The sequence below is a fragment of the Paraburkholderia sp. D1E genome (assembly GCF_052682275.1).
The window spans coordinates 4,071,379-4,094,828 of the sequence record NZ_JBQYMB010000001.1 but is presented as its reverse complement, the minus strand read 5'-3'; the positions used below and the strand labels follow the sequence as shown (position 1 = coordinate 4,094,828).

General features: G+C 61.0%; 20 protein-coding genes. 15 read left to right on the top strand and 5 right to left on the bottom strand.

Annotated elements, in window-relative coordinates:
* The first annotated feature begins 36 nt into the window (after positions 1-36).
* Complete coding sequence (gene betA / locus ACUN0E_RS18330) at positions 37-1,728, top strand: choline dehydrogenase (protein WP_445567527.1); 1,692 nt, start codon at positions 37-39, stop codon at positions 1,726-1,728.
* 37 nt (positions 1,729-1,765) lie between these two features.
* Here the strand turns inward: betA and ACUN0E_RS18325 are convergent, their stop codons facing one another.
* Complete coding sequence (locus ACUN0E_RS18325; protein WP_408237952.1) at positions 1,766-2,674, bottom strand: LysR family transcriptional regulator; 909 nt, start codon at positions 2,672-2,674, stop codon at positions 1,766-1,768.
* Positions 2,675-2,807: 133 nt separating this feature from the next.
* On the opposite strand from ACUN0E_RS18325, the gene ACUN0E_RS18320 reads away from it, so the two are divergent.
* Together ACUN0E_RS18320 and ACUN0E_RS18315 are read left to right on the top strand one after the other, a co-directional pair.
* The gene (locus ACUN0E_RS18320; RefSeq protein ID WP_408237949.1) at positions 2,808-3,971 is read left to right on the top strand and encodes an amidohydrolase; all 1,164 of its coding nucleotides are present in this window, start codon (positions 2,808-2,810) and stop codon (positions 3,969-3,971) included.
* Positions 3,972-4,023: 52 nt separating this feature from the next.
* On the top strand, positions 4,024-4,809 hold the full coding sequence (locus ACUN0E_RS18315; protein ID WP_445567526.1) for a transporter substrate-binding domain-containing protein: 786 nt from the start codon (positions 4,024-4,026) through the stop codon (positions 4,807-4,809).
* Positions 4,810-5,066: 257 nt separating this feature from the next.
* Here the strand turns inward: ACUN0E_RS18315 and ACUN0E_RS18310 are convergent, their stop codons facing one another.
* Both ACUN0E_RS18310 and ACUN0E_RS18305 read right to left on the bottom strand, forming a co-directional pair.
* Positions 5,067-5,891: a substrate-binding domain-containing protein gene (locus tag ACUN0E_RS18310; RefSeq protein ID WP_445567525.1), complete on the bottom strand. Its 825-nt coding sequence runs from the start codon at positions 5,889-5,891 to the stop codon at positions 5,067-5,069.
* A gap of 14 nt (positions 5,892-5,905) precedes the next feature.
* Positions 5,906-8,032, bottom strand: a complete 2,127-nt coding sequence (locus ACUN0E_RS18305; protein ID WP_445567524.1) for a TonB-dependent receptor — start codon at positions 8,030-8,032, stop codon at positions 5,906-5,908.
* A 324-nt stretch (positions 8,033-8,356) separates the two neighbouring features.
* Here ACUN0E_RS18305 and ACUN0E_RS18300 point away from each other — a divergent pair, with 324 nt between their 5' ends.
* From ACUN0E_RS18300 to ACUN0E_RS18265, 8 genes are all read left to right on the top strand, one after another.
* On the top strand, positions 8,357-9,061 hold the full coding sequence (locus tag ACUN0E_RS18300) for a FadR/GntR family transcriptional regulator (RefSeq protein ID WP_445567523.1): 705 nt from the start codon (positions 8,357-8,359) through the stop codon (positions 9,059-9,061).
* Positions 9,062-9,128: 67 nt separating this feature from the next.
* Positions 9,129-10,019 (top strand): L-threonate dehydrogenase, encoded by an 891-nt coding sequence (gene ltnD / locus ACUN0E_RS18295; protein WP_445567522.1) that lies wholly within the window; start codon positions 9,129-9,131, stop codon positions 10,017-10,019.
* A 14-nt stretch (positions 10,020-10,033) separates the two neighbouring features.
* Positions 10,034-11,344, top strand: coding sequence for a 3-oxo-tetronate kinase (gene otnK / locus ACUN0E_RS18290; protein WP_445567521.1), 1,311 nt, complete (start codon positions 10,034-10,036; stop codon positions 11,342-11,344).
* The gene (otnC, locus tag ACUN0E_RS18285; protein WP_445567520.1) at positions 11,341-12,003 is read left to right on the top strand and encodes a 3-oxo-tetronate 4-phosphate decarboxylase; all 663 of its coding nucleotides are present in this window, start codon (positions 11,341-11,343) and stop codon (positions 12,001-12,003) included. Before otnK ends, otnC begins: the two co-directional genes overlap by 4 nt.
* 196 nt (positions 12,004-12,199) lie before the next feature.
* Entirely contained in the window at positions 12,200-12,988 is a 789-nt protein-coding gene (gene otnI, locus ACUN0E_RS18280; protein ID WP_445567519.1) for a 2-oxo-tetronate isomerase, read from the top strand.
* Between the two features lie 17 nt (positions 12,989-13,005).
* The gene (gene denD, locus ACUN0E_RS18275) at positions 13,006-13,986 is read left to right on the top strand and encodes a D-erythronate dehydrogenase (protein WP_445567518.1); all 981 of its coding nucleotides are present in this window, start codon (positions 13,006-13,008) and stop codon (positions 13,984-13,986) included.
* A gap of 461 nt (positions 13,987-14,447) precedes the next feature.
* Positions 14,448-15,650, top strand: coding sequence for a 3-oxoadipyl-CoA thiolase (gene pcaF, locus ACUN0E_RS18270; RefSeq protein ID WP_445567517.1), 1,203 nt, complete (start codon positions 14,448-14,450; stop codon positions 15,648-15,650).
* A gap of 558 nt (positions 15,651-16,208) precedes the next feature.
* Positions 16,209-16,781, top strand: coding sequence for a hypothetical protein (locus ACUN0E_RS18265; RefSeq protein WP_408335062.1), 573 nt, complete (start codon positions 16,209-16,211; stop codon positions 16,779-16,781).
* A 180-nt stretch (positions 16,782-16,961) separates the two neighbouring features.
* Here ACUN0E_RS18265 and ACUN0E_RS18260 read toward each other — a convergent pair whose 3' ends face one another.
* Together ACUN0E_RS18260 and ACUN0E_RS18255 are read right to left on the bottom strand one after the other, a co-directional pair.
* Entirely contained in the window at positions 16,962-17,342 is a 381-nt protein-coding gene (locus ACUN0E_RS18260; protein ID WP_445567516.1) for a DUF2917 domain-containing protein, read from the bottom strand.
* A 276-nt stretch (positions 17,343-17,618) separates the two neighbouring features.
* Positions 17,619-18,596: a DUF535 family protein gene (locus tag ACUN0E_RS18255; RefSeq protein WP_445567515.1), complete on the bottom strand. Its 978-nt coding sequence runs from the start codon at positions 18,594-18,596 to the stop codon at positions 17,619-17,621.
* 234 nt (positions 18,597-18,830) lie between these two features.
* Between ACUN0E_RS18255 and ACUN0E_RS18250 the strand changes: the two genes are divergently transcribed.
* The 4 genes from ACUN0E_RS18250 to ACUN0E_RS18235 all read left to right on the top strand — a co-directional run bounded on the left by ACUN0E_RS18250 (position 18,831) and on the right by ACUN0E_RS18235 (position 23,443).
* The gene (locus ACUN0E_RS18250; protein ID WP_445567514.1) at positions 18,831-19,535 is read left to right on the top strand and encodes a response regulator; all 705 of its coding nucleotides are present in this window, start codon (positions 18,831-18,833) and stop codon (positions 19,533-19,535) included.
* Between the two features lie 257 nt (positions 19,536-19,792).
* Positions 19,793-20,578: an alpha/beta hydrolase gene (locus ACUN0E_RS18245; RefSeq protein ID WP_408237902.1), complete on the top strand. Its 786-nt coding sequence runs from the start codon at positions 19,793-19,795 to the stop codon at positions 20,576-20,578.
* An 88-nt stretch (positions 20,579-20,666) separates the two neighbouring features.
* On the top strand, positions 20,667-21,917 hold the full coding sequence (locus ACUN0E_RS18240) for an IS256 family transposase (RefSeq protein WP_408265345.1): 1,251 nt from the start codon (positions 20,667-20,669) through the stop codon (positions 21,915-21,917).
* A 395-nt stretch (positions 21,918-22,312) separates the two neighbouring features.
* On the top strand, positions 22,313-23,443 hold the full coding sequence (locus tag ACUN0E_RS18235) for an ATP-binding protein (RefSeq protein WP_445570471.1): 1,131 nt from the start codon (positions 22,313-22,315) through the stop codon (positions 23,441-23,443).
* Positions 23,444-23,450: the final 7 nt, after the last annotated feature.

Genomic DNA, 23,450 nt, shown 5'->3' with positions numbered 1-23,450 from the left:
ACGAATTCGTCAAGATCCAGAAAGCAGGCAAATATCATGGTTACCGAGCAATTCGATTACATCATTGTGGGCGCCGGATCGGCCGGATGTGTATTGGCCAACCGGCTCACCGAGGACCCTGCGGTCCGCGTTCTGGTGCTGGAATACGGCGGCAGCGATCGCAGCGTCATCATTCAGATGCCGAGCGCGTTTTCGATGCCGATGAATACGACCAAATACAACTGGCGTTATCAGACCGCCCCCGAAGCGCATCTGAATGGCCGCCAGTTGCACTGCCCGCGCGGCAAGGTGCTGGGAGGGTCATCGTCGATCAACGGCCTCGTCTATATTCGCGGACACGCGTGCGACTTCGACGAATGGGAGGAGCTTGGCGCGCGAGGCTGGGGTTATCGCAACTGCTTGCCCTATTTCCGTCGCGCGGAGAGCTACAAGTTTGGTGGCGACGAGTACCGGGGTTCGGAGGGGCCGCTGTCCACCAATAACGGCAATAACATGGCGAATCCGCTGTACGGTGCGTGGATCGAGGCCGGGGCAGAAGCCGGCTACATCAAGACGGACGACTGTAATGGCCATATGCAGGAAGGTTTCGGCGCGATGCATATGACCGTCAAGAATGGCGTGCGCTGGTCTACAGCAAACGCTTATCTACGCCCCGCGATGAAGCGGCCCAATCTGACCGTGGTTACTAATGCGATGACACGTCACGTGATTCTCGAAGGCAAGCGCGCTGTCGGGGTCGCGTACGATCAAGGCGGGGTCACGCGTACGGCGCGATGCCGTGCGGAAGTATTGATCGCCTCGGGTCCAATCGGGTCGCCCCACTTGCTGCAACGCTCCGGCATCGGGGCTGCCGAGGTGTTGCGCCAGGCGGGGATCGCGGTCAAACATGACCTGCCGGGCGTGGGCGAGAACCTGCAGGATCACGCGGAGATTTATATCCAGTACGCCTGCAAGGAACCCGTCACGCTGAATTCGAAAATGGACCCGTTCAGCAAATTCATGATCGGGCTACGCTGGCTTTTGTTCAAGGATGGCCTCGGTGCCAGCAACCATTTCGAGGCGGGTGGATTCATCCGCTCAGAAGCGGGATTGCGCTGGCCGGACATTCAATTCCATTTCTCGCCGGCAGCCATGCGCTATGACGGCGACAAGCCGCTCAAGGGCCACGGGTTCATGGTGCTGACCGGACCGAACAAGCCGAAGAGCCGAGGCTATATTCGAGCGACGTCAGCCGATCCCTATACGCACCCGGAGATCCGCTTCAACTACCTGGATCGCGAAGAGGACCGCGAAGGATTTCGACGCTGCGTCCGGTTGACCCGGGAAATCATCGGTCAGCCGGCGATGGATCGCTTCCGCGATGCCGAACTCGCGCCTGGTCCGGACGTGCAAACAGATGAGCAGATCGACGCCTTCGTCAGGGCGAACCTGGAAAGCACCATGCATCCGTGCGGCTCGTGTCGCATGGGAGAAGACGATATGGCTGTGGTCGACTCCGAGTTGCGGGTTCACGGTATCGAGGGCTTACGGGTGATCGATTCGTCGGTATTCCCGACTGAGCCCAATGGCAATCTGAATGCGCCGACGATCATGCTCGCCGAACGTGCGTCTGACCTGGTCCGGGCGGTGTCCATGCTGCCGGCGTCCAACGCGGACGTGGGCCTCGCCGAGGGGTGGGAGACGCGGCAACGCACGCATGCGCCGACGCGAGATTTGCATGTAGGGTAGCGTAGGGAAGCCGGCGGCTGTCACGTCCGCCGCGCATTCAATCCGGGAGCGCGTTGTCCTTCAGACAGTCGATAAAATACTCCGCCGCGTTGTCCAGCACGCGATCCTTGCGATGTATCAGGCTGAGCGCGAGGCGAGGTAGCGCGAAATCGAGTGCAACACGCTCCAGCGTGCCGCGCTCGATTTCCTCGTTTAGCTGAAAGTCTGGCCAGACGCTCACCACCCCGGCCTCGCTGGCGAGCTCCGTATAGAGCCTGCGCGCGGTGCACACCGTCACGCGCGACGGCGGTGCAATCGTCCCTGCTGTGGCGCCCGCGTGCGCGATCAGTGCGGCCCAGAATGGGGGCACGCTCTTGCGCGTGTAATTGTAGAGCCAGTGCGCGTCCCGCAAACGTGCAAGCTGTTTCTCACCCGCAAGCGGATCGCCTGGTTTGACCGCCAGCGATTGCGACACGGTGCCGAGCGGTGTCACGCGGAACTCGTTGCTCGGGTCCCCTTCGCTGGTAAAACCGATACACATGTCGAACGAGCCGTCGCGCAGGCCGTCGATGAGCCGTGTTGTCTGGTACTCGTGCACGTCGAGCTGCACGTCGGGAAAGCGCGTACGGAACGCGTGGATCGCGTCCGGCACGACGATTGAGGCGGCGAGCAGCGATACGCCAATCTCGAGTGTCCGGCCAGCCGACGACTTCATCTCCTCCAGTTCCTGCTCGGCCCGCGCGATTTCAGTAACGACGGTGCGCGCACGCCTGAGCAGCGCTTCGCCATACGACGTCAGGCGGATGCCCGAGCCGCTGCGCACGAGCAGCTGCACGCCGAGGCGCGCCTCCAGCTCCTTGATGCTCTTGGTCACAGCGGGCTGCGACAGGCACAGTGCTTCGGCGGCAGCCATCAGCGTGCCGTACTCGGCAACAGCCACGAAGGTGCGCAATTGGGTGGTTTTCATGGTTTCCGCGGCCCATAAGCTTTGGCTATGTACATAAAAAACTGGAAATTGACCAGTCGCGGCGCTGGCTAGTATAGCCACTCCGCCGCCGTCTGTGAGGCGCAGCCGGAGGCACTCAAGACAAGGAGGGACAGTGGGACTGAACGTCATCGACGCCGATATCGACGAACTCGTTGCATTGCGGCGAGACATTCATGCCAATCCGGAGACGGCGTTCGACGAGACACGCACGAGCGAACTCGTCGCCGCGAAACTGCGCGCCTGGGATATTGAAACACACACGGGTGTGGGCAAAACGGGCGTGATTGGCGTCATTCACGGCACGCGCACGACGTCGGGCATTGGGCGCGTAATCGCGTTGCGCGCCGACATGGACGCGCTGCCGATGGAAGAAGAAGGGCGCCCGTTGCACCGCTCCTTGCGGCAAGGGGTATTTCACGGTTGCGGCCATGACGGCCATACAGCGATGCTGCTCGGCACGGCGCGCCATTTCAGCCGTCATCGAGATTTCGCAGGGACGCTCGTGCTGATCTTTCAGCCCGCCGAGGAAACCGGCGGCGGTGCGCTGGCCATGCTGGCAGACGGGCTCGAAACCCGCTTTCCGTTCGACGAAATCTACGCCATGCACAATGCGCCGCATTTCGCGCCGGGCACGTTCGGCGTGCGCGACGGCGCCATGCTGGCGTCGTGCGACGAGTTGCGAATCGACGTGAACGGCGTCGGCGGTCATGGCTCGTCGCCGGAAAGGACGAAGGATCCGATCGCGGCTTCGGCGCAGCTCATCTGCGCGCTGCAGACTGTCGTGAGTCGCGCGATCGACCCGGCTTCGGCCGCCGTGCTCAGCATTGGCAGCATTCATGCGGGCAGCACGTCGAACGTGATTCCTTCACACGCGCAGATGACGGGCACCGTGCGTACGTTCGACGAAAGCGTGCGCGCACGGATGAAGGCGCGTATCGAGTCGATCTGCGCGGGCGTCGCGCTCGCGACCGAATGCGAGATCGCCGTGACGTTCTACGGCAGTTCGCCCGCGACGATCAACCATCGCGAGCAGGCCGAGGCCGCAGCCGCCGCAGCGGCAGATGTGTTCGGTGCAGCGAACGTTCTGCGCGATTTCCCGCCGCTCAATGGCTCCGAGGACTTCTCCGAATTTCTGCTGCGTCGCCCCGGAGCCTACGTGCTCCTCGGCCAGGGCGGGGTCTATTGCCATCATCCCGAGTTCGACTTCAACGACGAGGTGCTGCCGCTCGGTGTGCGCTTCTTCGTGACGCTGGCGCTCGCGCGCCTCGACGCGTAGCCCATCTTTTCGCGTCAGGAAAACACCCACTCAATCCAGTCAGGAGATACCTATGAACCAGCACCTGCTGGCGGTGCTCGGCTCGGCGCTCGCCGCTGCCGCGCTCATCGCCGCACCGTCTGCGCAGGCCGAAACCTTGCGTTTCGGTACCGATCCGACGTATCCGCCGTACGAGTACAAATTGCCGAGCGGCCAGCTCGCGGGGCTCGACATCGAAATCGGCAATGCCCTGTGTGCCGCCTCCCATGTGAAATGCGAATGGGTGGAGGGGAGTTTTGACGGGTTGATCGCCGGGCTGCAATCGCGCAAGTTCGATGCAATCAATGCTTCGCTCGCGGCCACGGCCGCGCGACGTGCGGTGATGGATTTCTCGACACCGCTCTATCCAGCGGACATCCGCCTCGTCGCCGCGAAGAGCGCTCATCTTCAGCCGAATGCGGCATCGCTCGCCGGCAAGCGTATCGGGGTGCTGCAAGGGTCGACGCAAGCGGCCTTCGCGAGGCTGAACTGGGCCGCGCACGGGGTGATGATTGTCGAGTATCAGGACCAGAACAGCGTCTACGCAGACCTCATGAACGGACGGCTCGACGGTACGCTGGTGGTCGGCGCCGCTGCCCAACTGGGATTTCTCGCGAAACCCGAGGGCAGGAACTTCGAACTGGCCGGCGCGCAGATCGTCGATCCGGCGCTGCTCTCTGCAAGCAGCGTGATCGGTGTGCGCAAAGCCGACTCGCACACGCTACAGATGCTCGACGCAGCGATCGCGCAACTCAAACAAAACGGCACGATAGACCGGTTGACGCACAAGTACCTGGACGCAGGGATAACCGCGAAGTAACCGCTGCACCCGCTAGGTGCGCCGCTGCCAGCGCGCGGCGCGCACGCGAGCAACGACACCGGCATCACGCTATTCGACGTTCAACAGCATCCAACGAAAGCGGCCGTTCCTCGAGATGACCTCGCCGGGCTATTGGCAGTCGTGGCCAACGAGCGCGCGTGCCGCCGATCACCGACCTCAGAGCGCAATCTGGACGCTCTGTCGAATCACACCGTCCGGCGAAAGCGAACGCCATAGCGCGTCGGACGGCGGAGATGCTATTGGCGCGCGACCGGCGTGAACCCGTAACGTGTGAGGACGTCCTGTGCCTCCGGGCTCATCAGGTACAAGGCAAGCCGGTAAGCGGCGTTTCGCGTGGTAGCGGTCTGCGGCAACTCCAGGACTGTCATTCCATAGTCTGCGGAGATACTGAGGTTGGCCGGGAGTTCGACCTGCACAAGGCTCGAATCGGGCTTTGTTTCGTGAGAGCTGCAATAGCCGATGAAGACATCGACGCGCCGCGTCGCCATAAAGTATTTCACGGGATTCTGACCAGCTGGAACCCGAGGCGCTGCTGGGCCACCAACCAGTTGCTGCGCTTTCGTCTCCAGAATCTGCTTCGCTCCGGGACGGACTGAGTCAGCCTTCGCGAACAACGCCCATGCATAGTCACCGCCCGGGTCTGCCTTTGGTGTTGAGGTGCCGATCTTGACATTCGGATCGAGCAGTTTGTCGAGCAGATTGTCCGTTGTGAGGCCGACGTCCGGGCGGGCCTGAACGCAAACCCGATTTCTCGCAAAGACAACAGTAGGGGCAGCCTTTCCTTCCGCCGTCAGGCGCTGCGGATGCGCCATATTCGCGGAAACAAAAATATCCGCCTTGGCGGAATTCTCGATCTTGTCTAGCAGAAGACCTGCTGGCCCTGTAACGAGATCAATTTTCTGGCCGGACTCCGTCGTGTATTGCCGCGCGATAGAGGCGAGTGCGCCGCCCATGCTTCCGGCAGCATAGATCGTGACAACTGGAGCGGCGGGTGCTTGCTGCGCCGACGCGATGCTCACGGTGCTACCGAGAACGACGAAAAGAAGGGTGCGAAGTACCATATGCCGGTCCTTGTTCAGAGATTGATTTGTAGCGAAGCGCGGACGGTACGAGGAGCGCCAAGCGTGCCTGTACCATTGTCGGAGCCGCTGTAGCCACTTTGTCCACTTGGCGTGATGTTGGCCCAGTACTGGCGGTTGGTGATATTGTCGACGGCAATGCGCAGCGTTACTGATTTGCCAGCAATTTTCGTTCTGTAGCGCGCACCGAGATCAACGACGGTATAGCCGTCGACATAGTCTGTGTTCGTATAGTTGCCCGGCCGACGGCTTGCGTAGTTCATGTTGATGTTGAACCCGAGACCGGCGACGGCCGGCACGGAGTAATCAAGTAGCGCATTGAATACGACGCGCGACAGGCCGAGGATCTGTTTATCACTGGTAGACGCCGAGCCTGTGTCGAACAGGCGGGGATCGAGTAGCGAGATCCCCGTGAAGATGTTGAGATCTCGTGTCACCGCGCCTGTCGCAGTCAGTTCAAGTCCGCGATTAACTTGTTGACCTTGTTCAGCAAAAACGTTGTTCGCGCCTACATATGCGTACGGCCGCTCGATGCGGTAAAGGGCGGCGCCGAGCGTAACCTGGCTCACATCGACTTTGTAGCCCAGTTCCCATTCTTTGCTTCGGTACGGAGCGAGACTATCTCCTGCATTTGCTGATCCAGCCGGGGCATTGTCCCCCTGTTGAAGACTGTCAGCGTACGTCAGATACGCCGTCATATTGTCTTGCGGTTTAAACATCAGACTGGCCGTCGGGCTGATGCCGTTCGCGTTGTACTTGCTGGTTGTCGCGCCCTGCTTGTTGTAGTTCTCTGTGTGTATCCAGCTCTGGCTCGCGGCCAGTAGCGTCGACCAATACTTGTTGAAGCCAATCGTGTCCCCGACGCTAATCGATTGCTGAACCGTATTGACGGACCGGTACCGATTTGAGAAATCGGGCAACGGAGGTTTCGCAAAAGACAATGGGTCGTCGATGCTTGCAGTGCCCAGCGTAATCGCCCCTGTCTGATACGGTGTGTATCGATTCCAGAAGAAACCCGTGTTTGACACGAAGACGTCGTGTGAAAGGCCTGCAAGCTCGGTATGGCCATTCAGCGCGACGGTGTTGCTGACGATCGTGTCGAGGCTGTACGTGGTCGTCGCGGTGGTCGTCGTATAGGCGCCGGTCTTGCTGGTGATGGTGTTGGTCGGCACTGTCGACGCACGATCATTCGTCTCTCTCGACACGCCAGCGCTTAAGTGCCAGTCCTTGTTGAAGTCGTGCTTCACGGTGGCACTGAACATGTTGGTGACGTTGTCATCACCCGCCCACGATTGGCCGTAGCCCGGACGTGTAGGGTCGGGCGCACTGGGAAAGGGCACGTTACGCGCCAATGCGAACGTTCCTGGGAATCCAGTCGACAGATAGTGGTACGTGCTGAAATTGGTCTCAAGCTTCGTGTCCGGGGTGAAACGAACGTCGAACGCGAGGCTTGCCAGTTGCCTGCGCAGGCGACTGCCCTCCACATATCCCTCACCGTTCTGGTTGAGCAGATTCAGCCGATAGCCGAAGCGGTCGTCGTTGCCGAAGTGTCCTCCGAGGTCCAGATGTTCAGTCAAGGACTGGCGTGACGCGTAGCCGAGCGTGAACTCGCGTAACGGCTCGGCGGTGGGCCGTTTGAGCACGTAGTTGAACGTGCCGGCAGGACTGGCGGGCCCATATAGGGTACCGGCCAGGCCATTTAGAACCTCAATCTGCTCGAATTGCTCGATTGGATAGTCTGTTGTCGCAGCGATACTGAGGCCATCGATCCGCGTGTTCTGGACAACTCCCGCTTGCAGCCCCCGAGTCTGAGGGCGGATATTTTCGCCCTGAACCGTCGGGATGAAGCGAAACGCTTCCCGCACGCTCTGGAGTTGCTGATTCTCCGCAAGCGATGATGGGACGACGCTAATCGAGTACGGCGTATCAAGAAGTTCTTTCTCGCCAAGCGGTCCAACTTTCGTTCGGTCGATCTGATACGACGGGTATTGGGTGGGAGATATTCCAGTGACGACTACGGGTGTGAGTTGGATTCCGTCGTCCTGGGCATGGACTGAGAATGTCGCGCCCATTCCTGCTGATACGAGTGTGAGCGCCTGAAAGGCGTTGATTGTGCGAGTCATGGACCTTGATGTATCTATTTTTGTGTCGTTGTATCTGGCTATATATAACGCGGCGCATAAGCTTTCGACAAGTAGCGGCCTGTAATAGATGGAATTCGGCCAGAACCCGGCCCAGGAAGCCTTGCGACTGAAGTCCGGCTCTTCGTTGAGCGAACACGGCCGCCGGGTTGTTTGCGATAGACCGATGCCCGAGACGTCTATCAGCTTTGTGGCTGGCTGGTCATGTCGCGCAAAGAATCACTCGAAAAAACCAGGGTTTGCATGGATGCAGTCAAAGTCTCAAATTTGTATGATGACCCGACAACATGATTCGTTGGGGCATGCATGTTCGACAAGATTCCTGCCCGCGCGCTGAGCGATACCGTCGCGCAGCAGTTGCTTAAGCAGATCGACAAAGGCACCTTCGCGCGCGGCGGCAAGCTGCCGACCGAGGCTGTGCTGGCGCAGCAGTTCGGCGTGAGCCGCACGGTGATCCGTGAGGCAATTTCGCGGCTGAAGAACGAAGGCGTGGTCCAGCCGCGTCAGGGCAGCGGCGTGTTCATCGCCGCGCACGGGGCGATCCGGCCGCTGCGCATCGATTACGCGGAAGCGGTTGAAGCGGGTTCGGTGCTGCAAATTCTCGCGCTGCGGCGGGCGATCGAGGCGGAAGTCGCCTCGGAAGCCGCCATGCGCCGCAGCGACGCGGACATGATGTCGATCGACGCGGCGCTCGCCAGGATTGACGAAGCAGTGGCCGAAGGCGAGAACGGCGTCGCCGAAGACGTTGCTTTTCACCGCGCAATCGCCGCGGCCACCGGCAATCCCTATTTCCTCAAGACGCTCACCTTCCTGAATCAGTATCTCGAAGCCGGCACCCTGGTGACGCGGGGTAACGAAGCGCTGCGCGATGACTTCTCGCGTCAGGTGCGTGAAGAGCATGCGGCCATCGTCGCGGCGATCCGGGCGGGCGACCCGATGGCGGCGCGCAATGCGGCGAGCACGCATATGTACAACGCGGCACGGCGGCTCGCGGAAGCGGGCATTTGCTGAGCGGAACCGAGCCGGTCCGGGTTGGGTTCTACCGGGCGTTCACGGCTCACCAACGGAGAGGTCAGGCATGTCCAGAAATGTCGGTGTCATCGGTCTCGGCGCGATGGGCATGGGCGTCGCGCGCTCGCTGCTGCGCGCGGGCTTTCAGGTTCATGCGTGCGACCTGCGCAGTGAGGTCTTGCAAGCATTCGTCGATGCTGGCGGCGTGGGTTGTGCATCACCTGCCGAGCTTGGTGCGCAATGTGACGTGGTCGTCACGCTGGTTGTCAATGCTGCCCAAACCGAAGCCGTGCTGTTCGGCGCACAAGGTGCGGTCGCAGCGATGATGCCGGGCGGTGTGGTGATTGCGAGCGCCACTGTGGCGCCGGACTTCGCGATCGAACTCGGCAAGCGCATCGAAGCGGCCGGCTTGCAAATGCTCGACGCGCCGGTGTCCGGTGGTGCGGCGCGCGCCGCGTCCGGCGAAATGACGATGATGACGTCCGGCCCGGACGCCGCCTACGCCGCATGCGAAGACGTGCTGGCCGCGATGGCGGGCAAGGTTTATCGGCTGGGCCTGGCGCACGGTGCGGGTTCGAAGGTGAAGATCATCAATCAGTTGCTGGCCGGCGTGCATATCGCCGTGGCCGCCGAGGCGATGGCGCTCGGTTTGCGCGAAGGCGTCGATCCTGACGCGCTGTACGAGGTCATCACGCATAGCGCGGGCAATTCATGGATGTTCGAGAATCGCGTGCCGCATATTCTGAGCGGCGATTACACGCCGCTCTCGGCGGTCGATATCTTCGTGAAGGATCTCGGCCTGGTGCTCGATACCGCGCGCCGCTCGAAATTCCCGTTGCCCTTGTCCGCGGCTGCGCATCAGATGTTCATGATGGCGTCGACCGCGGGGCATGGTGGCGAAGACGATTCCGCGGTGATCAGGATTTTCCCCGGCATCGACTTGCCGGCGGCGAAGTAAGCACGGAGCCTGCCATGACCACTTCGTCAAGACCTGCGTTGCTCGGCTGCATCGCCGACGATTTTACCGGCGCCACCGATCTCGCCAACATGCTGGTGCGCGGCGGCATGCGTACAGTGCAGACCATCGGCGTGCCCGCGTCGAACGATGTCGTTGAAGCCGATGCTTTGGTTGTTGCGCTGAAATCGCGCACGATTCCCGCCGCCGACGCGGTCGCGCAATCGCTTGCCGCGCTCGACTGGTTGCGCGCGCAAGGATGCCGCCAGTTCTTTTTCAAATACTGTTCGACGTTCGATTCGACCGACGCCGGTAACATCGGCCCGGTCACGGATGCGTTGCTCGATGCATTGTCCGCCGACGCTGGGGCAAGGGCTTTCACGATTGCCTGCCCGGCGTTTCCTGAGAACGGCCGCACGATCTATCGCGGCTATCTCTTCGTGGGCGATACCTTGCTGAACGAATCGGGCATGGAAAACCATCCGCTGACGCCGATGCGCGACGCGAACCTCGTGCGCGTACTCCAGCGGCAGACCAGATCGAAAGTCGGCCTCGTGCGTTACGACGCAGTGGCAAAAGGTGTGTCGGCCGTACGCGAATCCTTCGATGCATTGCGCGGCGACGGCGTGCGCATGGCGATTGCCGACGCGGTGTCGGACGCGGATCTTTATGTACTCGGCGAGGCATGTGCCGACCTCACGCTGATCACGGGCGGCTCCGGTGTTGCGCTGGGTCTGCCCGGCAATTTCCATCGCGCCGGTTTGCTCGCGGATGGCGGCGATGCCGCGCAGTTGCCGCGTGCCGCAGGATTGTCGGTGGTGCTGGCCGGCAGCGCGTCGAAAGCGACCAATGCGCAAGTGGCAGCCTGGCGCGAAGCACGGCCCGCGTTCCGCATCGACCCACTAGCCGCAGCGCGCGGCGATCCGGTGGTCGAGCACGCGCTGGCCTTTGCACAGCCGTACCTGGATAAAGGCGAGCCCGTGCTGATCTATGCCACTGCCACGCCCGACGAAGTCAAAGCGGTGCAACACGAGCTAGGCATCAATGAAGCGGGACACCTGGTCGAATCCACGCTGGCGTCGATCGCACGCGGTTTGCTTGAGCGAGGCGTGCGCAAGTTCGTGGTGGCGGGCGGTGAAACCTCGGGCGCCGTGGTGCAGGCACTGGACGTGCGCACGTTGCGGATCGGCGCGCAGATCGATCCCGGCGTGCCCGCTACCGCAACGACGGACGCTGAGCCGCTTGCACTTGCATTGAAGTCCGGCAACTTCGGTGCGATCGACTTTTTCGAAAAAGCACTGCGTCACCTGAATGGAGCCGCGCAATGACCGGCACGCCTGCACTTCACACGACGAACGAAGCACGAGTCCGCGAGGAAATTTGCGTGACCGGTGCAAGTCTCTATCAACGCGGCTACACGGTGGGCAGCGCGGGCAACATCAGCGCGCGGCTCGACGACGGCTGGCTGATCACACCGACCGATGCCTGCCTCGGCCGGCTCGATCCGGCCGATATCGCCAAGGTCGATTTCGACGGCAATGCGGTGTCCGGTGGCAAACCGTCGAAAACGCTCGCGCTGCATCGGGGCATCTATGCGCGCAACGGCGAGGCGCGCGGCATCGTCCATACGCATTCGACGCATCTGGTTGCCTTGACGCTTGAGGGTGTATGGCACGACAACGATGTTCTGCCGCCGATCACCCCGTACTACGTGATGAAAGTGGGGCACGTCCCCCTGATTCGTTACAAGCGCCCCGGCGACCCACAAGTGGCCGAGCAGATCGCCGCACTCGCGGACACCGTTCGCGCGGTTTTACTCGAGCGCCTCGGCCCGGTGGTGTGGGAGCGTTCAGTGGCGCATGCATCGTATGCGCTTGAAGAACTCGAAGAGACCGCACGCCTGTGGCTGATGACGACCCCGCGGCCCGCGCCGCTCGACGATGCGGCGCTCGAAGAACTTCGGACGATGTTTGGCGCGCGCTGGTAGACGCCGGCAAAGCAAAGCCAGGTGGTGCGCCACGCTGGCAGACAGGTACTGACATGCAGGTGATCGACGCGATGGCGGCTTGGCCCAAGGTGCCGGGACCCATCAATTGAGAGATCGAAATCTTGCCTGCGGAGCATGCATTCATTCATTGCAGCTTGCGCGTGCTGAACCAAACCCTTTTCAAGGAGTTGTTGCCATGCCTCGCTTCGCCGCCAACCTGACCATGATGTACAACGAGCACGCGTTCCTCGACCGTTTCGCCGCTGCGGCAAAAGACGGCTTCAAAGCGGTGGAGTTTCTGTTCCCCTACGATTTCCGCGCAGGTGAAATCAAGGCCCGGCTCGAAGCGAACGGCCTGACTCAGGCGCTCTTCAATGCGCCACCCGGCGACTGGGCCGCGGGCGAACGCGGCATCGCTTCACTGCCGGGCCGCGAAGACGAATTTCGCCGCAGCATTGAAACCGCGCTCGACTACACGCGCGTGCTCGGTAATCGCAAACTGCATGTGATGGCCGGGTTGATCGGCGCGGATCAGTCGCGGGCCAGGCATCGCGAGGTGTATCTGAAGAATCTCGCCTATGCTGCCACGGCCGCGCAAGCGGAAGGCATTACCGTTGTGATCGAGCCGATCAATACGCGCGATATACCCGGCTTCTTTCTGAACCGTCAGGACGACGCGCAGGCAATTTGCGCGGAAGTAGGCGCGCCAAATCTCAAGGTGCAGTTCGATTGCTATCACTGCCAGATCGTCGAAGGCGACCTTGCGGTGAAGCTCAAACGCGATATGGCAGGCATCGGCCACATTCAGATCGCCGGCGTGCCGGAACGCCATGAGCCCGATATCGGCGAACTGAATTATCCGTATCTGTTCGATCTGATCGACACGCTGGGCTATGACGGCTACATCGGTTGCGAATACCGGCCGCGAGCCGGCACATCGGCCGGGCTCGATTGGCTCAAGCCGTATCTGAACGCCGCTCGCTAATACTGACAAAGCACATCATGAAAGTATTGATTACCGGCGGTGCGGGTTTTCTCGGCCAGCGTCTCGCGCGTGAATTGTTGGCGCGCGGGTCGGTGAAGGATGAGCACGGCAAGCTGCAAGCGATTACCGAACTGGTGCTGCTCGACGTGGTGCCCGGAAGCGATTTCGGCGACAGCCGCGTGCGGTCGGAAGTGGGCGACATCGCCGAGCGCAGCGTGCTCGACAGGGTGATCGACGCCAGGACCGCGGCAATCTTCCATCTTGCCGCCATCGTAAGCGGGCAGGCCGAGGCGGATTTCGATCTCGGCATGCGCATCAATCTGGATGCCTCGCGCCTGCTACTGGAAACGTGCCGGCAGCGCGGGCACAAGCCGCGTGTGGTGTTCACGAGTTCAGTGGCTGTCTACGGCGGTGATCTGCCTGAGGTTGTGCAGAACGACACCGCGTTGAATCCGCAATCGTCGTACGGGGCGCAAAAGGCGATCGCGGAGTTGTTGCTCAACGATTACACGCGGCGGGGTTTCGTCGACGGCAGGGTATTGCGGCTGCCCACTATTAGCGTGCGGCCGGGCAAACCGAATGCGGCGGCGTCGTCGTTTGCGAGCGGCATCATTCGCGAACCGTTGAACGGTGAAACGGCGGTGTGCCCGGTAGCGGGCACGACGCGTTTGTGGCTTTTGTCGCCACGCAAGGCGATCGAAAATCTGATTTCCGGACTCGAACTCGATGCCGCTGCGCTCGGCAACCAGCGCGTGCTGAATCTGCCGGGGATTTCGGTAAGCGTCGACGAGATGATGGCGGCGCTGCGCGAGGTGGCGGGCGAAGAGACAGAGAAGCGGGTTGTGTGGAAGCCGGATGCGCGGATAGAGAAGATTGTCGGCAGTTGGCCGGGGCAGTGGGATCCCTCGCGTGCCGAACGGCTTGGCTTGACCGGTGACCGCAACTTCGCCGATGTAATTCGCGGCTATATCGCGGACGAGCGGATTCAGATTCGCTGAGAGCGCGCGTGTCGGGATCGGTTTTCAGGGAGCATTCTGGGCAGCAGAACGGTCCAAAGCCTCGTGCCGACAGGCCTAAAAACCCGTTTACCGGCACGAGCGCGTCAATTTTCAGATCCTTTGCGTAGCCATTGCAATCTGGCCGGCGGCCTGCGCGTTTTCCCTGATCCGGCATTCGCTTCGCTTGACATGGTTTCGCGCACGCGCCTATTATCGGGACTAGTTGTTCGATATATGACCGTGAGTTCGTATATCGAACAAATGGCCATATTCCCGGGCCTATCGTTCACCATCCTGCGCTAAGCTGAATTGACGTGACGGCTGCCATGTGGCCCTTTCCCATTGCGCTCACCGGGTCGATGCTGCGGAGCATCCGGCTCGCGCCACGCGCAGGCGTCCGGCGCCGCTCGCGGTTACCGGAAGCGGCGCAGCGTACGCTGCACACCAACTGGAGACATCCTATGACCGAAGCATTCCTGTGCGACGCGATTCGCACCCCCATCGGCCGCTATGCGGGTTCGCTGTCGTCGGTTCGCGCCGACGATCTGGGCGCGGTGCCGCTCAAAGCGCTGATGGAGCGCAACAAGAACGTCGACTTGAACGCGATCGACGACGTGATCTACGGCTGCGCCAATCAGGCCGGTGAAGACAACCGCAACGTTGCGCGCATGTCGTTGTTGCTGGCCGGTTTGCCGCAAGGCGTGCCGGGCTCCACCGTGAACCGCCTGTGCGGCTCGGGTATGGACGCCGTCGGCATCGCCGCGCGCGCGATCAAGTCGGGCGAGGCCGCATTGATGGTGGCCGGCGGTGTCGAAAGCATGAGTCGCGCGCCGTTCGTGATGGGCAAGGCAAGCAGCGCGTTTTCGCGCCAGGCTGACATCTTCGACACGACGATCGGCTGGCGTTTCGTGAATCCGTTGATGAAACAGATGTACGGCGTCGATTCGATGCCGGAGACTGGCGAAAACGTCGCGACCGACTACAAGATCAGCCGCGCTGATCAGGACGCGTTTGCGCTGCGCAGTCAGCAGAAAGCCGCACGCGCGCAACGCGACGGCACGCTCGCGCAGGAAATCGTCGGCGTGACGATCGCGCAGAAGAAGGGCGATCCGGTCACCGTGTCGCAAGACGAACACCCGCGCGAAACCAGCCTTGAAGCGCTCGCCAAACTGAAGGGCGTGGTGCGTCCGGACGGCACCGTCACGGCAGGCAACGCATCGGGCGTGAACGACGGCGCAGCGGCTTTGCTGCTTGCCAACGAAGAAACCGCGAAGCGCTTCGGCCTCACGCCGCGTGCGCGCGTGCTGGGAATCGCAACGGCAGGTGTCGCGCCACGCGTGATGGGCATCGGCCCGGCGCCCGCCACGCAGAAGTTGCTGGCTCGCCTGAACATGACCATCGACCAGTTCGACGTGATCGAACTGAACGAAGCATTCGCCTCGCAAGGTATTGCTGTGCTGCGCACGCTCGGCGTCGCCGATGACGACGCGCGCGTGAATCCGAACGGCGGGGCAATTGCGCTCGGCCACCCGCTCGGCATGAGCGGCGCGCGTCTGGTCACGACCGCGATGTACCAACTGCACCGCACGCAGGGCCGTTTTGCACTGTGCACGATGTGTATCGGCGTTGGTCAAGGCATCGCGATCGCGATTGAACGGGTGTAATGGTTTGCGGTTTGTGCAGGAAAGCGCGGCAGCGTCGTTGGTGCTGAGGCTGCGTGTGTAGTGCTCCCGTGGCCGCATGATAAACAGCCCCCTCGCTCAGACGACGGGGCTGTTTTATTTTGCACAGTGCATGAGTTCACTGGCTATTGAATGTGTGTTTAATCGGTGTTAGTGGCGGTTTTTGACTTCATTGCGGCGATTACCGTCGATCAACAGAATAATAAAAACCGGGCTGTCATGCAGTATGCGTTTAATGCTTTTCGCATATTAAGTATTGCCTCTGTATATCAATGGACAAGAAGATTAAAGCGACGCTGTCAACTGGAAAGATGCCGCTGTGACGCCGTGCCACGGCACTTTCGCATCATTTTGTGCGTTGATTTAAAAATCACCCTATAAACAGTCGTAGCTTCCTGTAAGGCATGTACAATCATTGCGCCGTACCTCCGCTTTAATAAGCAACATCCTGAAGATGTATGTATTCGCGGTGTTAATCGGCATCCTGTGGTTTCAGATCGCCGTAACGCCAGATCGGACAATTTCTCGAGGAGAGCGTAGATGAAAGCAGCGACGATTGGAGCAGCGTTGGTGGTAGCGGGCTTCGCCGCGGCGCAACCGGTGTGGGCGCAAGACCCAATGGCCAGTGCCGCGCAGGGCATCGTCAGCGCAGTGCAACCGGTGCATGTGAAGGCGGAGATCGTCGGTATCGATCCAGGCAGCCGCACGCTCACGCTCAAAGGGCCGGGCGGCAATGCGGTGGTCGTGCTGGTGAGCCAGCAAGTCGCCGGCTTCGATCAACTGAAGATCGGCGATCGGGTGGACGTGCTGTACAAGAATGCGTTGCTGGTGAAGGCCGACAAGGTCACCGGTGCGGACAAAGGTATTCGTGCCCGCGTCGATACGCAGGTATATGCCCCGGCCTCGGGTGGTTATGCATCCGCGCGTCAGGTCGAAGTGCTCGCCACCGTGCAGAAGATCGATCACAAGAAGCGCCTCGTTACACTGCGCGGCGCGTATCAGACGCAAACGCTTGAAGTCGGACCGGACGTCGATCTGAAGGGTGTCAAGGTCGGCGATACGATTCATGCGGTTTTCGTTTCAGCCGCGGCCGTGCAGGTGACACCACAATAGGCGGCGCAGTAAGTGCCATGCCAGTAAACGGCACACGCTCAAACAGTACGGCGTAGCCGCGCGACACGGCATGCCTGGCTCCCCGGAGCCGGCATGGCTGACCGGCAAACACCCCTCACTGCAGGGGTGTTTGCTTTTCTGCGGTACGAAAGCTCGATCATCGAGTCGCGACGAGGCACGCTACCGGGCCGCCGGCGCCTCCAGGCCCAACCATGCGAGCCGTCCTGGCCAACGCCTGATGAGGCCAGGCCTGACGGACAACGCATAACTCAACGACACGCGCGCGGCGCGTTCGCTATCCGTGCTGAGCCACACGCGTTCGCGGCGTCGCAGCCGGAACTCGTTGCCCGGTTCGAGCCAATGATCGTACGGCGAGTTGATGCGCGTGAGCCATAGGCGCGCGCCTTGCACGCGGAGCGTGCTGTCGGCATCGACACGCCATGTCAGCGTTGCGCCTGGCACTACGGAAAAATGCACGACTACCTTCGGTAGATGCTCATCCTGTTGATAGGCGGACAGACTTGGGTCGTCATCCATGCACTGCGGGCTTGCCTGATCCATCTTGCTCTCCGTCATCGAGCCGGTGGACGGAGGCGCCCACAAAACAAAAGGCCCCTTCCGTTACCGGCGGGGCCTTTGGGTCTTGTTTTGCAGATTCAGACTGCTAACGCGCACGTGCTCCCAAATGCCTGCCGATCGTGGCATGCATTGTTGGGTTTTTAATCGCGAAGGCGATGGAGATGTGCGTCAACATGCGAATGAGTGTGCCGTTTTGACGCATGTCTTGTCAATAAAAAACTCGCAATGGATTCAAGCAACAACGCGAGGCGTGCAGTGTCAACGCGTCCTGCTTGCTTCGACGCTGCGGCGAATCTGGGCGGCGAGTGCGCTTCGCAATGCGTAGCGCTTGCGGCGGGTTGCGTTGCCGGTATTGTGATCCTGGCGTTCGGCCAGATAGCGCGCCGGCGGTGCGAGGACGAACCAGCCATTCCAGCGCGCGAGCGCTCCACACTCGATTGACAGTTGATCGTAGTCGGCGGCCACGCGGCGCTTTCTCAGGCAATAGCGCCAGTTCGCATAGATGTGCGCCTGCTTCGAGACGATGAAGGTGCCCCCCACGTCGAGCGCCGCGGCGACACATTGCGCAAGGTAAATCACCAGCACTTTCGGCCGGAGTCCATACCACCGCTTGGTAAGCGCGCGAAACAGCTCGCGGCCGTTGACCGTATGGTCCGGACCCTGCACGGAGCCGACGCAAAGACGTGGCCGCCGCACTTTGCCGCCGAGATAGGCGAGACTGAAAGTGCAGGAGACGATGCGCTGGTCCCGCGCATCGCGGATGCACAAGGTCCAGTCACCTTCCTTCTGAAACTGTTCGATCGACTCGAGCGACACATGCCAGCGTTCGGCGCCGACGTCGAAAAATGCGATTGGCGCCGAGCCGGTTGCGGCGATGCGCGCGGCGAGTTGCGGCACGCGCTGCTGTGTCAGCGCATGATGATCGAGGCTTGCCGTGAGGCGTTCTCGCGGGCTGAAGCGGGTATGAAGGAACGGCCGATGCATGCGCTCGAGCGCGGTGGGATGACGTTGCACCAGATCGTGCAAAGGCGAAATGGCGCAGCGTTCGAGCCATACTTGCGTTGAGCGCCACGACATCAGCGAGCGCAGCCACAGGCGCATGCGGCGCCAGCGATGAAATACGCCGGTGCCGGGATAGAGTGCGTGAGCGGCTTGCTGAATGACCGCAAAGGATGCAATGGCTCTTGCGAACCACGCTGAGCGGGCGCGAGCCCCTTCGTTGGAAACAGTCGTCACGGCGGATCCTTGGGCTATTTCGACCGAGGGGATGCTAGCGGCGCGGATCGCGTGTCCGTGTCGAATTGCTTGTGCATTTGTCGAGTTTTGTCGGGTGTGTCGCATGATGTGCGGCGCATCCGCTATGCTGTGCGTCGAGCCGACTCGTCCGGCCGTTGCCCGCCGGTCTGCGCCGTACGGTTGCGCCGTTGCCCGCCGCTATTGAAACAGTCTCAGCCTTGAACGATTCGTCCCATGCCATTCCGGATCCTGCTTGTCGAAGACGATGACCGCCTGTCCGCCTTGGTCGCCGGTTATCTGCGCAAACACGAATACGAAGTCGAGACCGTGCTGCACGGCAACGACGCCGTGCCGGCCATTCTCAAGCGCCGCCCGGATCTCGTGATTCTCGACGTGAACCTGCCTGGCAAGGACGGTTTCCAGATTTGCCGCGAAGCGCGCGAGCAATTCAACGGCGTGATCATCATGGTGACCGCTCGCGACGAGCAGTTCGACGAAGTGCTGGGCCTCGAATTCGGCGCGGACGACTACGTGCATAAGCCTGTCGAGCCACGCGTGCTGCTGGCGCGCATCAAGGCGCAGTTGCGCCGCGTGACCGCGCGCGCGCCGGAGGCCAGCCAACCCGAGAGCTACACGTTCGGCAAGTTCGAGATCAGCCGGGCAAACCGCACCGTCAAACTGCCGGACGGCAGCTTGCCCGATCTGACATCGGCCGAATTCGATTTACTGTGGGCCTTGGTGAGTTGCGCGGGCGAGGTGGTGAGCCGCGACGAGTTGATGCGGCAACTGCGCGGTATCGAGTTCGACGGCCTCGACCGCTCGATCGACGGCGGCGTATCCAAGCTGCGCCGCAAGCTGCATGACGACGCGGGCACTCCGCAGCGCATCAAGACGGTGCGCGGCAAGGGCTATCAGTTCAGCAAGCTGGCATGGGATTAAATGCTCTCGCGGTGGCCGCGGTGGCGCTGCGGTTCGGGTGAGATGGAGTAGCGTTGCATTGCGGCAGCGGTTCCGGTTCGGGTCAGATGGAGTTGCGTTGCGTCGTGGTTACGGTTCGGATGGGTTGGCGTTGAGTTTCGATTGCGTAATACGTCGAAATATCGGCCGACAAAACTCCACAAACACCGCCTCAAATTGACAGTCATTTGAGGCGGTGATGATTAGCATCGCAGGCTTGTGCAACGACAGGCTTAGTGATGTCCGCTCGCGTTTCCCCCATTTCCCGCCATGCTGTGTTGATGATTCACGGCTTGGGTGGCACGCGCCATGATTTCGGCGCGCTCGACCGCAAGTTCGAGCAGATCGGTTGCGACGTGCATTTGCCGTCGCTGCCGGGCCACGGTTCGAACCCGGACGCGTTGAGCCGCGTGACGCTGAGCGACTACATGCAACTGCTGAGCCGCACGTATCGCGACCTGATGACACGTTATGAGCGAGTCGACGTTGCGGGCATTTCGATGGGTGCGTTACTTGCATTGATGTTGAGTGCGCGCGAGCGCATGACGACGGGGCGCCTGATTCTGCTGTCGCCGCCATTATTCCTTGACGGCTGGGGCGGTTCACGTCTGCGACCGTTGCGTTACCTGATGTACTGCGTGCCGGGGCTACGCCGATTGATTCGCGTGCCTGAGGGCGAGCCGTTTGGCATCAAGAACACGCGCATTCGCAACCTGATCCGCCGCCATTTGCAGAAGGGGAGCGGCATCCACTATCCGTACGTGCCGTTGGCGGCGATCGAGCAGGTCGACTGGATGCGCTTCGCGGTGAAGCGAGCCTTGGGACGCGTAACTTGCGAGACCTTGGTCATGCATTCGGAAGAGGACGAAGTAACGAGCATCCGCTCCGCGGAATTCGTGTGCGAGCACCTGGGAAGCCGTTCGGTGACCTTTGTGCGCTTGACCGACAGCTACCACATGATCACACTAGACAACGAACGCGACACGGTAGCGGAGCGAACACTGGCGTTTGTCCAGAGGGCGTAGGGGTAACAGGAATCGAACCGGGAGAGGGTGTAATTAGTTTTGTGTAAACGGTCATTTGGCAGGAGACTGCCAGTAATCAGGAGCGACGATGACCGTAGCGAAACGCAACAAACGCGTGAAACCCGACCCTGAGCTCGTCAAGCTGGCCGACAGCCTGCTGGCGAACTACCAGAAACCAGAGGACCTGATTGGCGAGAACGGCCTGCTCAAGCAGCTCACGAAGATGCTGGTTGAACGGGCGCTAGAGACGGAGATGTCCGAACACCTGGGCCACGGCAAGAGCGAAGCGGTCACCAATGCCACGGGCAACACCCGCAACGGCCATAGCGCCAAGACGTTGCAGGGGGAGTTTGGCGAGTTGCCGCTCGATATCCCGCGTGACCGTCAGGGTGCGTTCGAGCCGAAGCTGGTGAGTCGTCATCAGACGCGCTGGTCGGGCTTTGACGACAAGATCATCTCGCTATATGCCCGCGGCCTGAGCGTGCGGGAGATTCAGGGGCATCTGGAAGAAATGTACGGTACCGAGGTGTCGCCCACGCTCATCTCGGCCGTAACAGACGCGGTGAGCGAGGATGTGAAGGCCTGGCAAGCCCGCCCGCTCGACGCGCTTTACCCCATCGTTTATCTCGACTGCATCCACGTCAAGGTGCGCGACAGCGGTGCTGTACGGACCAAGGCGGTCTATCTCGCCATCGGCGTGAACATGGACGGCCACAAGGAAGTCCTGGGGCTGTGGATCGCCCAGACCGAGGGCGCGAAGTTCTGGCTGCAGGTGGTGACCGAGCTGAAAACGCGCGGCGTGCAGGACATTTTTATTGCCTGTGTCGATGGGCTCAAGGGCTTCCCCGAAGCCATCGAAGCAGTCTATCCGAAGGCAGCAGTTCAACTGTGCATCGTGCATATGGTGCGCAACAGTCTGAACTTCGTGTCCTGGAAGGTGCAGCGCGAGGTCGCCGCCGACCTGAAGACGATCTACACTTCATCGACGGTCGAGCTGGCCGAGCAGAAGCTGAGTGCCTTCGAAGCCACGTGGGACAAGGACTATCCGTCCATCGGGCAGAGCTGGCGGCGCAACTGGGCACGCGTCATTCCGTTCTTCGACTATCCGCCGGAGATCCGGAAGGTGATCTACACCACCAATGCCATCGAATCGATCAACATGAGCCTGCGCAAGGTGATCAAAACCCGCAGTTCGTTCCCGACCGACGAGGCCGTGACCAAGCTGTTTTACCTGGCACTTAACAACATCAGCAAGAAGTGGTCGATGCCGATCCGGGACTGGAAGGCAGCCCTGAACCGCTTCACTATCCAGTTCGAAGACCGCCTGTTACCGGGTTAAATCAATACCCGTTTACACAAAATTCCGGACACCCTCAACCGGGAACGTAAGGCGCAACCGAAAAGGCAGGCAAAAAACCGCAAGCCAGCGCAAGCTAAACCACCCGCATCGCGAGAGGAACCAAACCACCGCCCCGCCGGTTTTAAGAACTACGCTTCGGCGCGCGCAGCGCCGCCGGAAGTATGACGGCCTTGTCACCGAGGTGGAATGTGCGAGAACCCAGATTCCAGATGCACCACTACCGCGACTGTGCGGGGAACCCGCTTAAGAATTAGCGGTGTGAAGCCGCTTTCTTTGCTTATCTTTCTTTGCGGCGGCAAAGAAAGTAAGTGCCGCTCCGCACAGGGGCAACGCGAATAGACCACAATCGCAACAAAAAAAGCGAAGAAACCAAAATGCCACCCCCAGCGGAGCAAAAAAAACTAACCCCCTACCGCTATGGAAAATGGCGCTGGCGCCGCTTCAGCCGCTCCTGGACAGACACCCGAGCAGACAGAATCCCCAGCTGGTCGAGGCTATACGTCCGTGTCTACACACGCCTGCTAACACTGACATTGCTAGTACTGGCGGCATCGATAACAACCTTAAACCTGACACTAAAAACATCGCCATCGCTCTGGCAAGCATTAACAACAGCAAAAGCATCCATACCAATCGCATTGGTAACACTACTGCTACCGGCGATAACAGCCTACCGCTGGATGCGCCCAGTCTGGCTAGACCTCGTCATGGTCCGCGAACGCGCAATCGACTTCACGGGCGGCCGCTTCAACACTCGCGCCCGCGAATCGCACAGCGTCATCATCGGTCCACTGGCCCGCACGTTAAACGCCCTGGCCGAGCGCATGGAACGCCTGATCGCCGCACAGCGCGAACTCACCAATGGCATCTCCCACGAACTCCGCACGCCCCTGGCCCGCGTGCGTTTTGCGTTGGAGAACCTCCGCGAACCCGCGTCCGCGGCCGAATACAACAGCGCATTGGCAAGCATCGCTCAGGACGTTACCGAACTCGATGAGCTCATCGATATGAGCCTGACCTACGCGCGCCTCGAATACAGCTCCCTGCAATCGAACCTCGAAGCCACCTTGCTCACGGCATGGTTCGACAGCCAGATTACCGACGCCACGTTGTTGTACGCGGACAAGCAACTCGTCGCGCAAGTAGACGTGGACACGCCGCTACGCGTAGTGATGGACAAACGCCTGATGTCCTACGCAATGCGTAACTTGCTGCGCAATGCCAGCAAATACGCACATTCGCGGATCACGGTCGGCCTGTGCGTCAAGCATGGCAATGTGGAAATCTACGTGGAAGACGACGGTGCCGGCGTGCCACCCGATCAACGCGAGCGCATTTTCAATGCCTTCGTGCGGCTCGATCGTCAGACCGGCGGCTACGGCTTAGGTCTCGCGATTACGCAACAGGTGCTGCGCGCCCATCACGGCCGTATCGCCGTCACCGATCCGTTGACGCTCGGCGGCGCGCGTTTCGAAATGAGCTGGCCGGTAGGCACGGTGGCGTGAAACACAC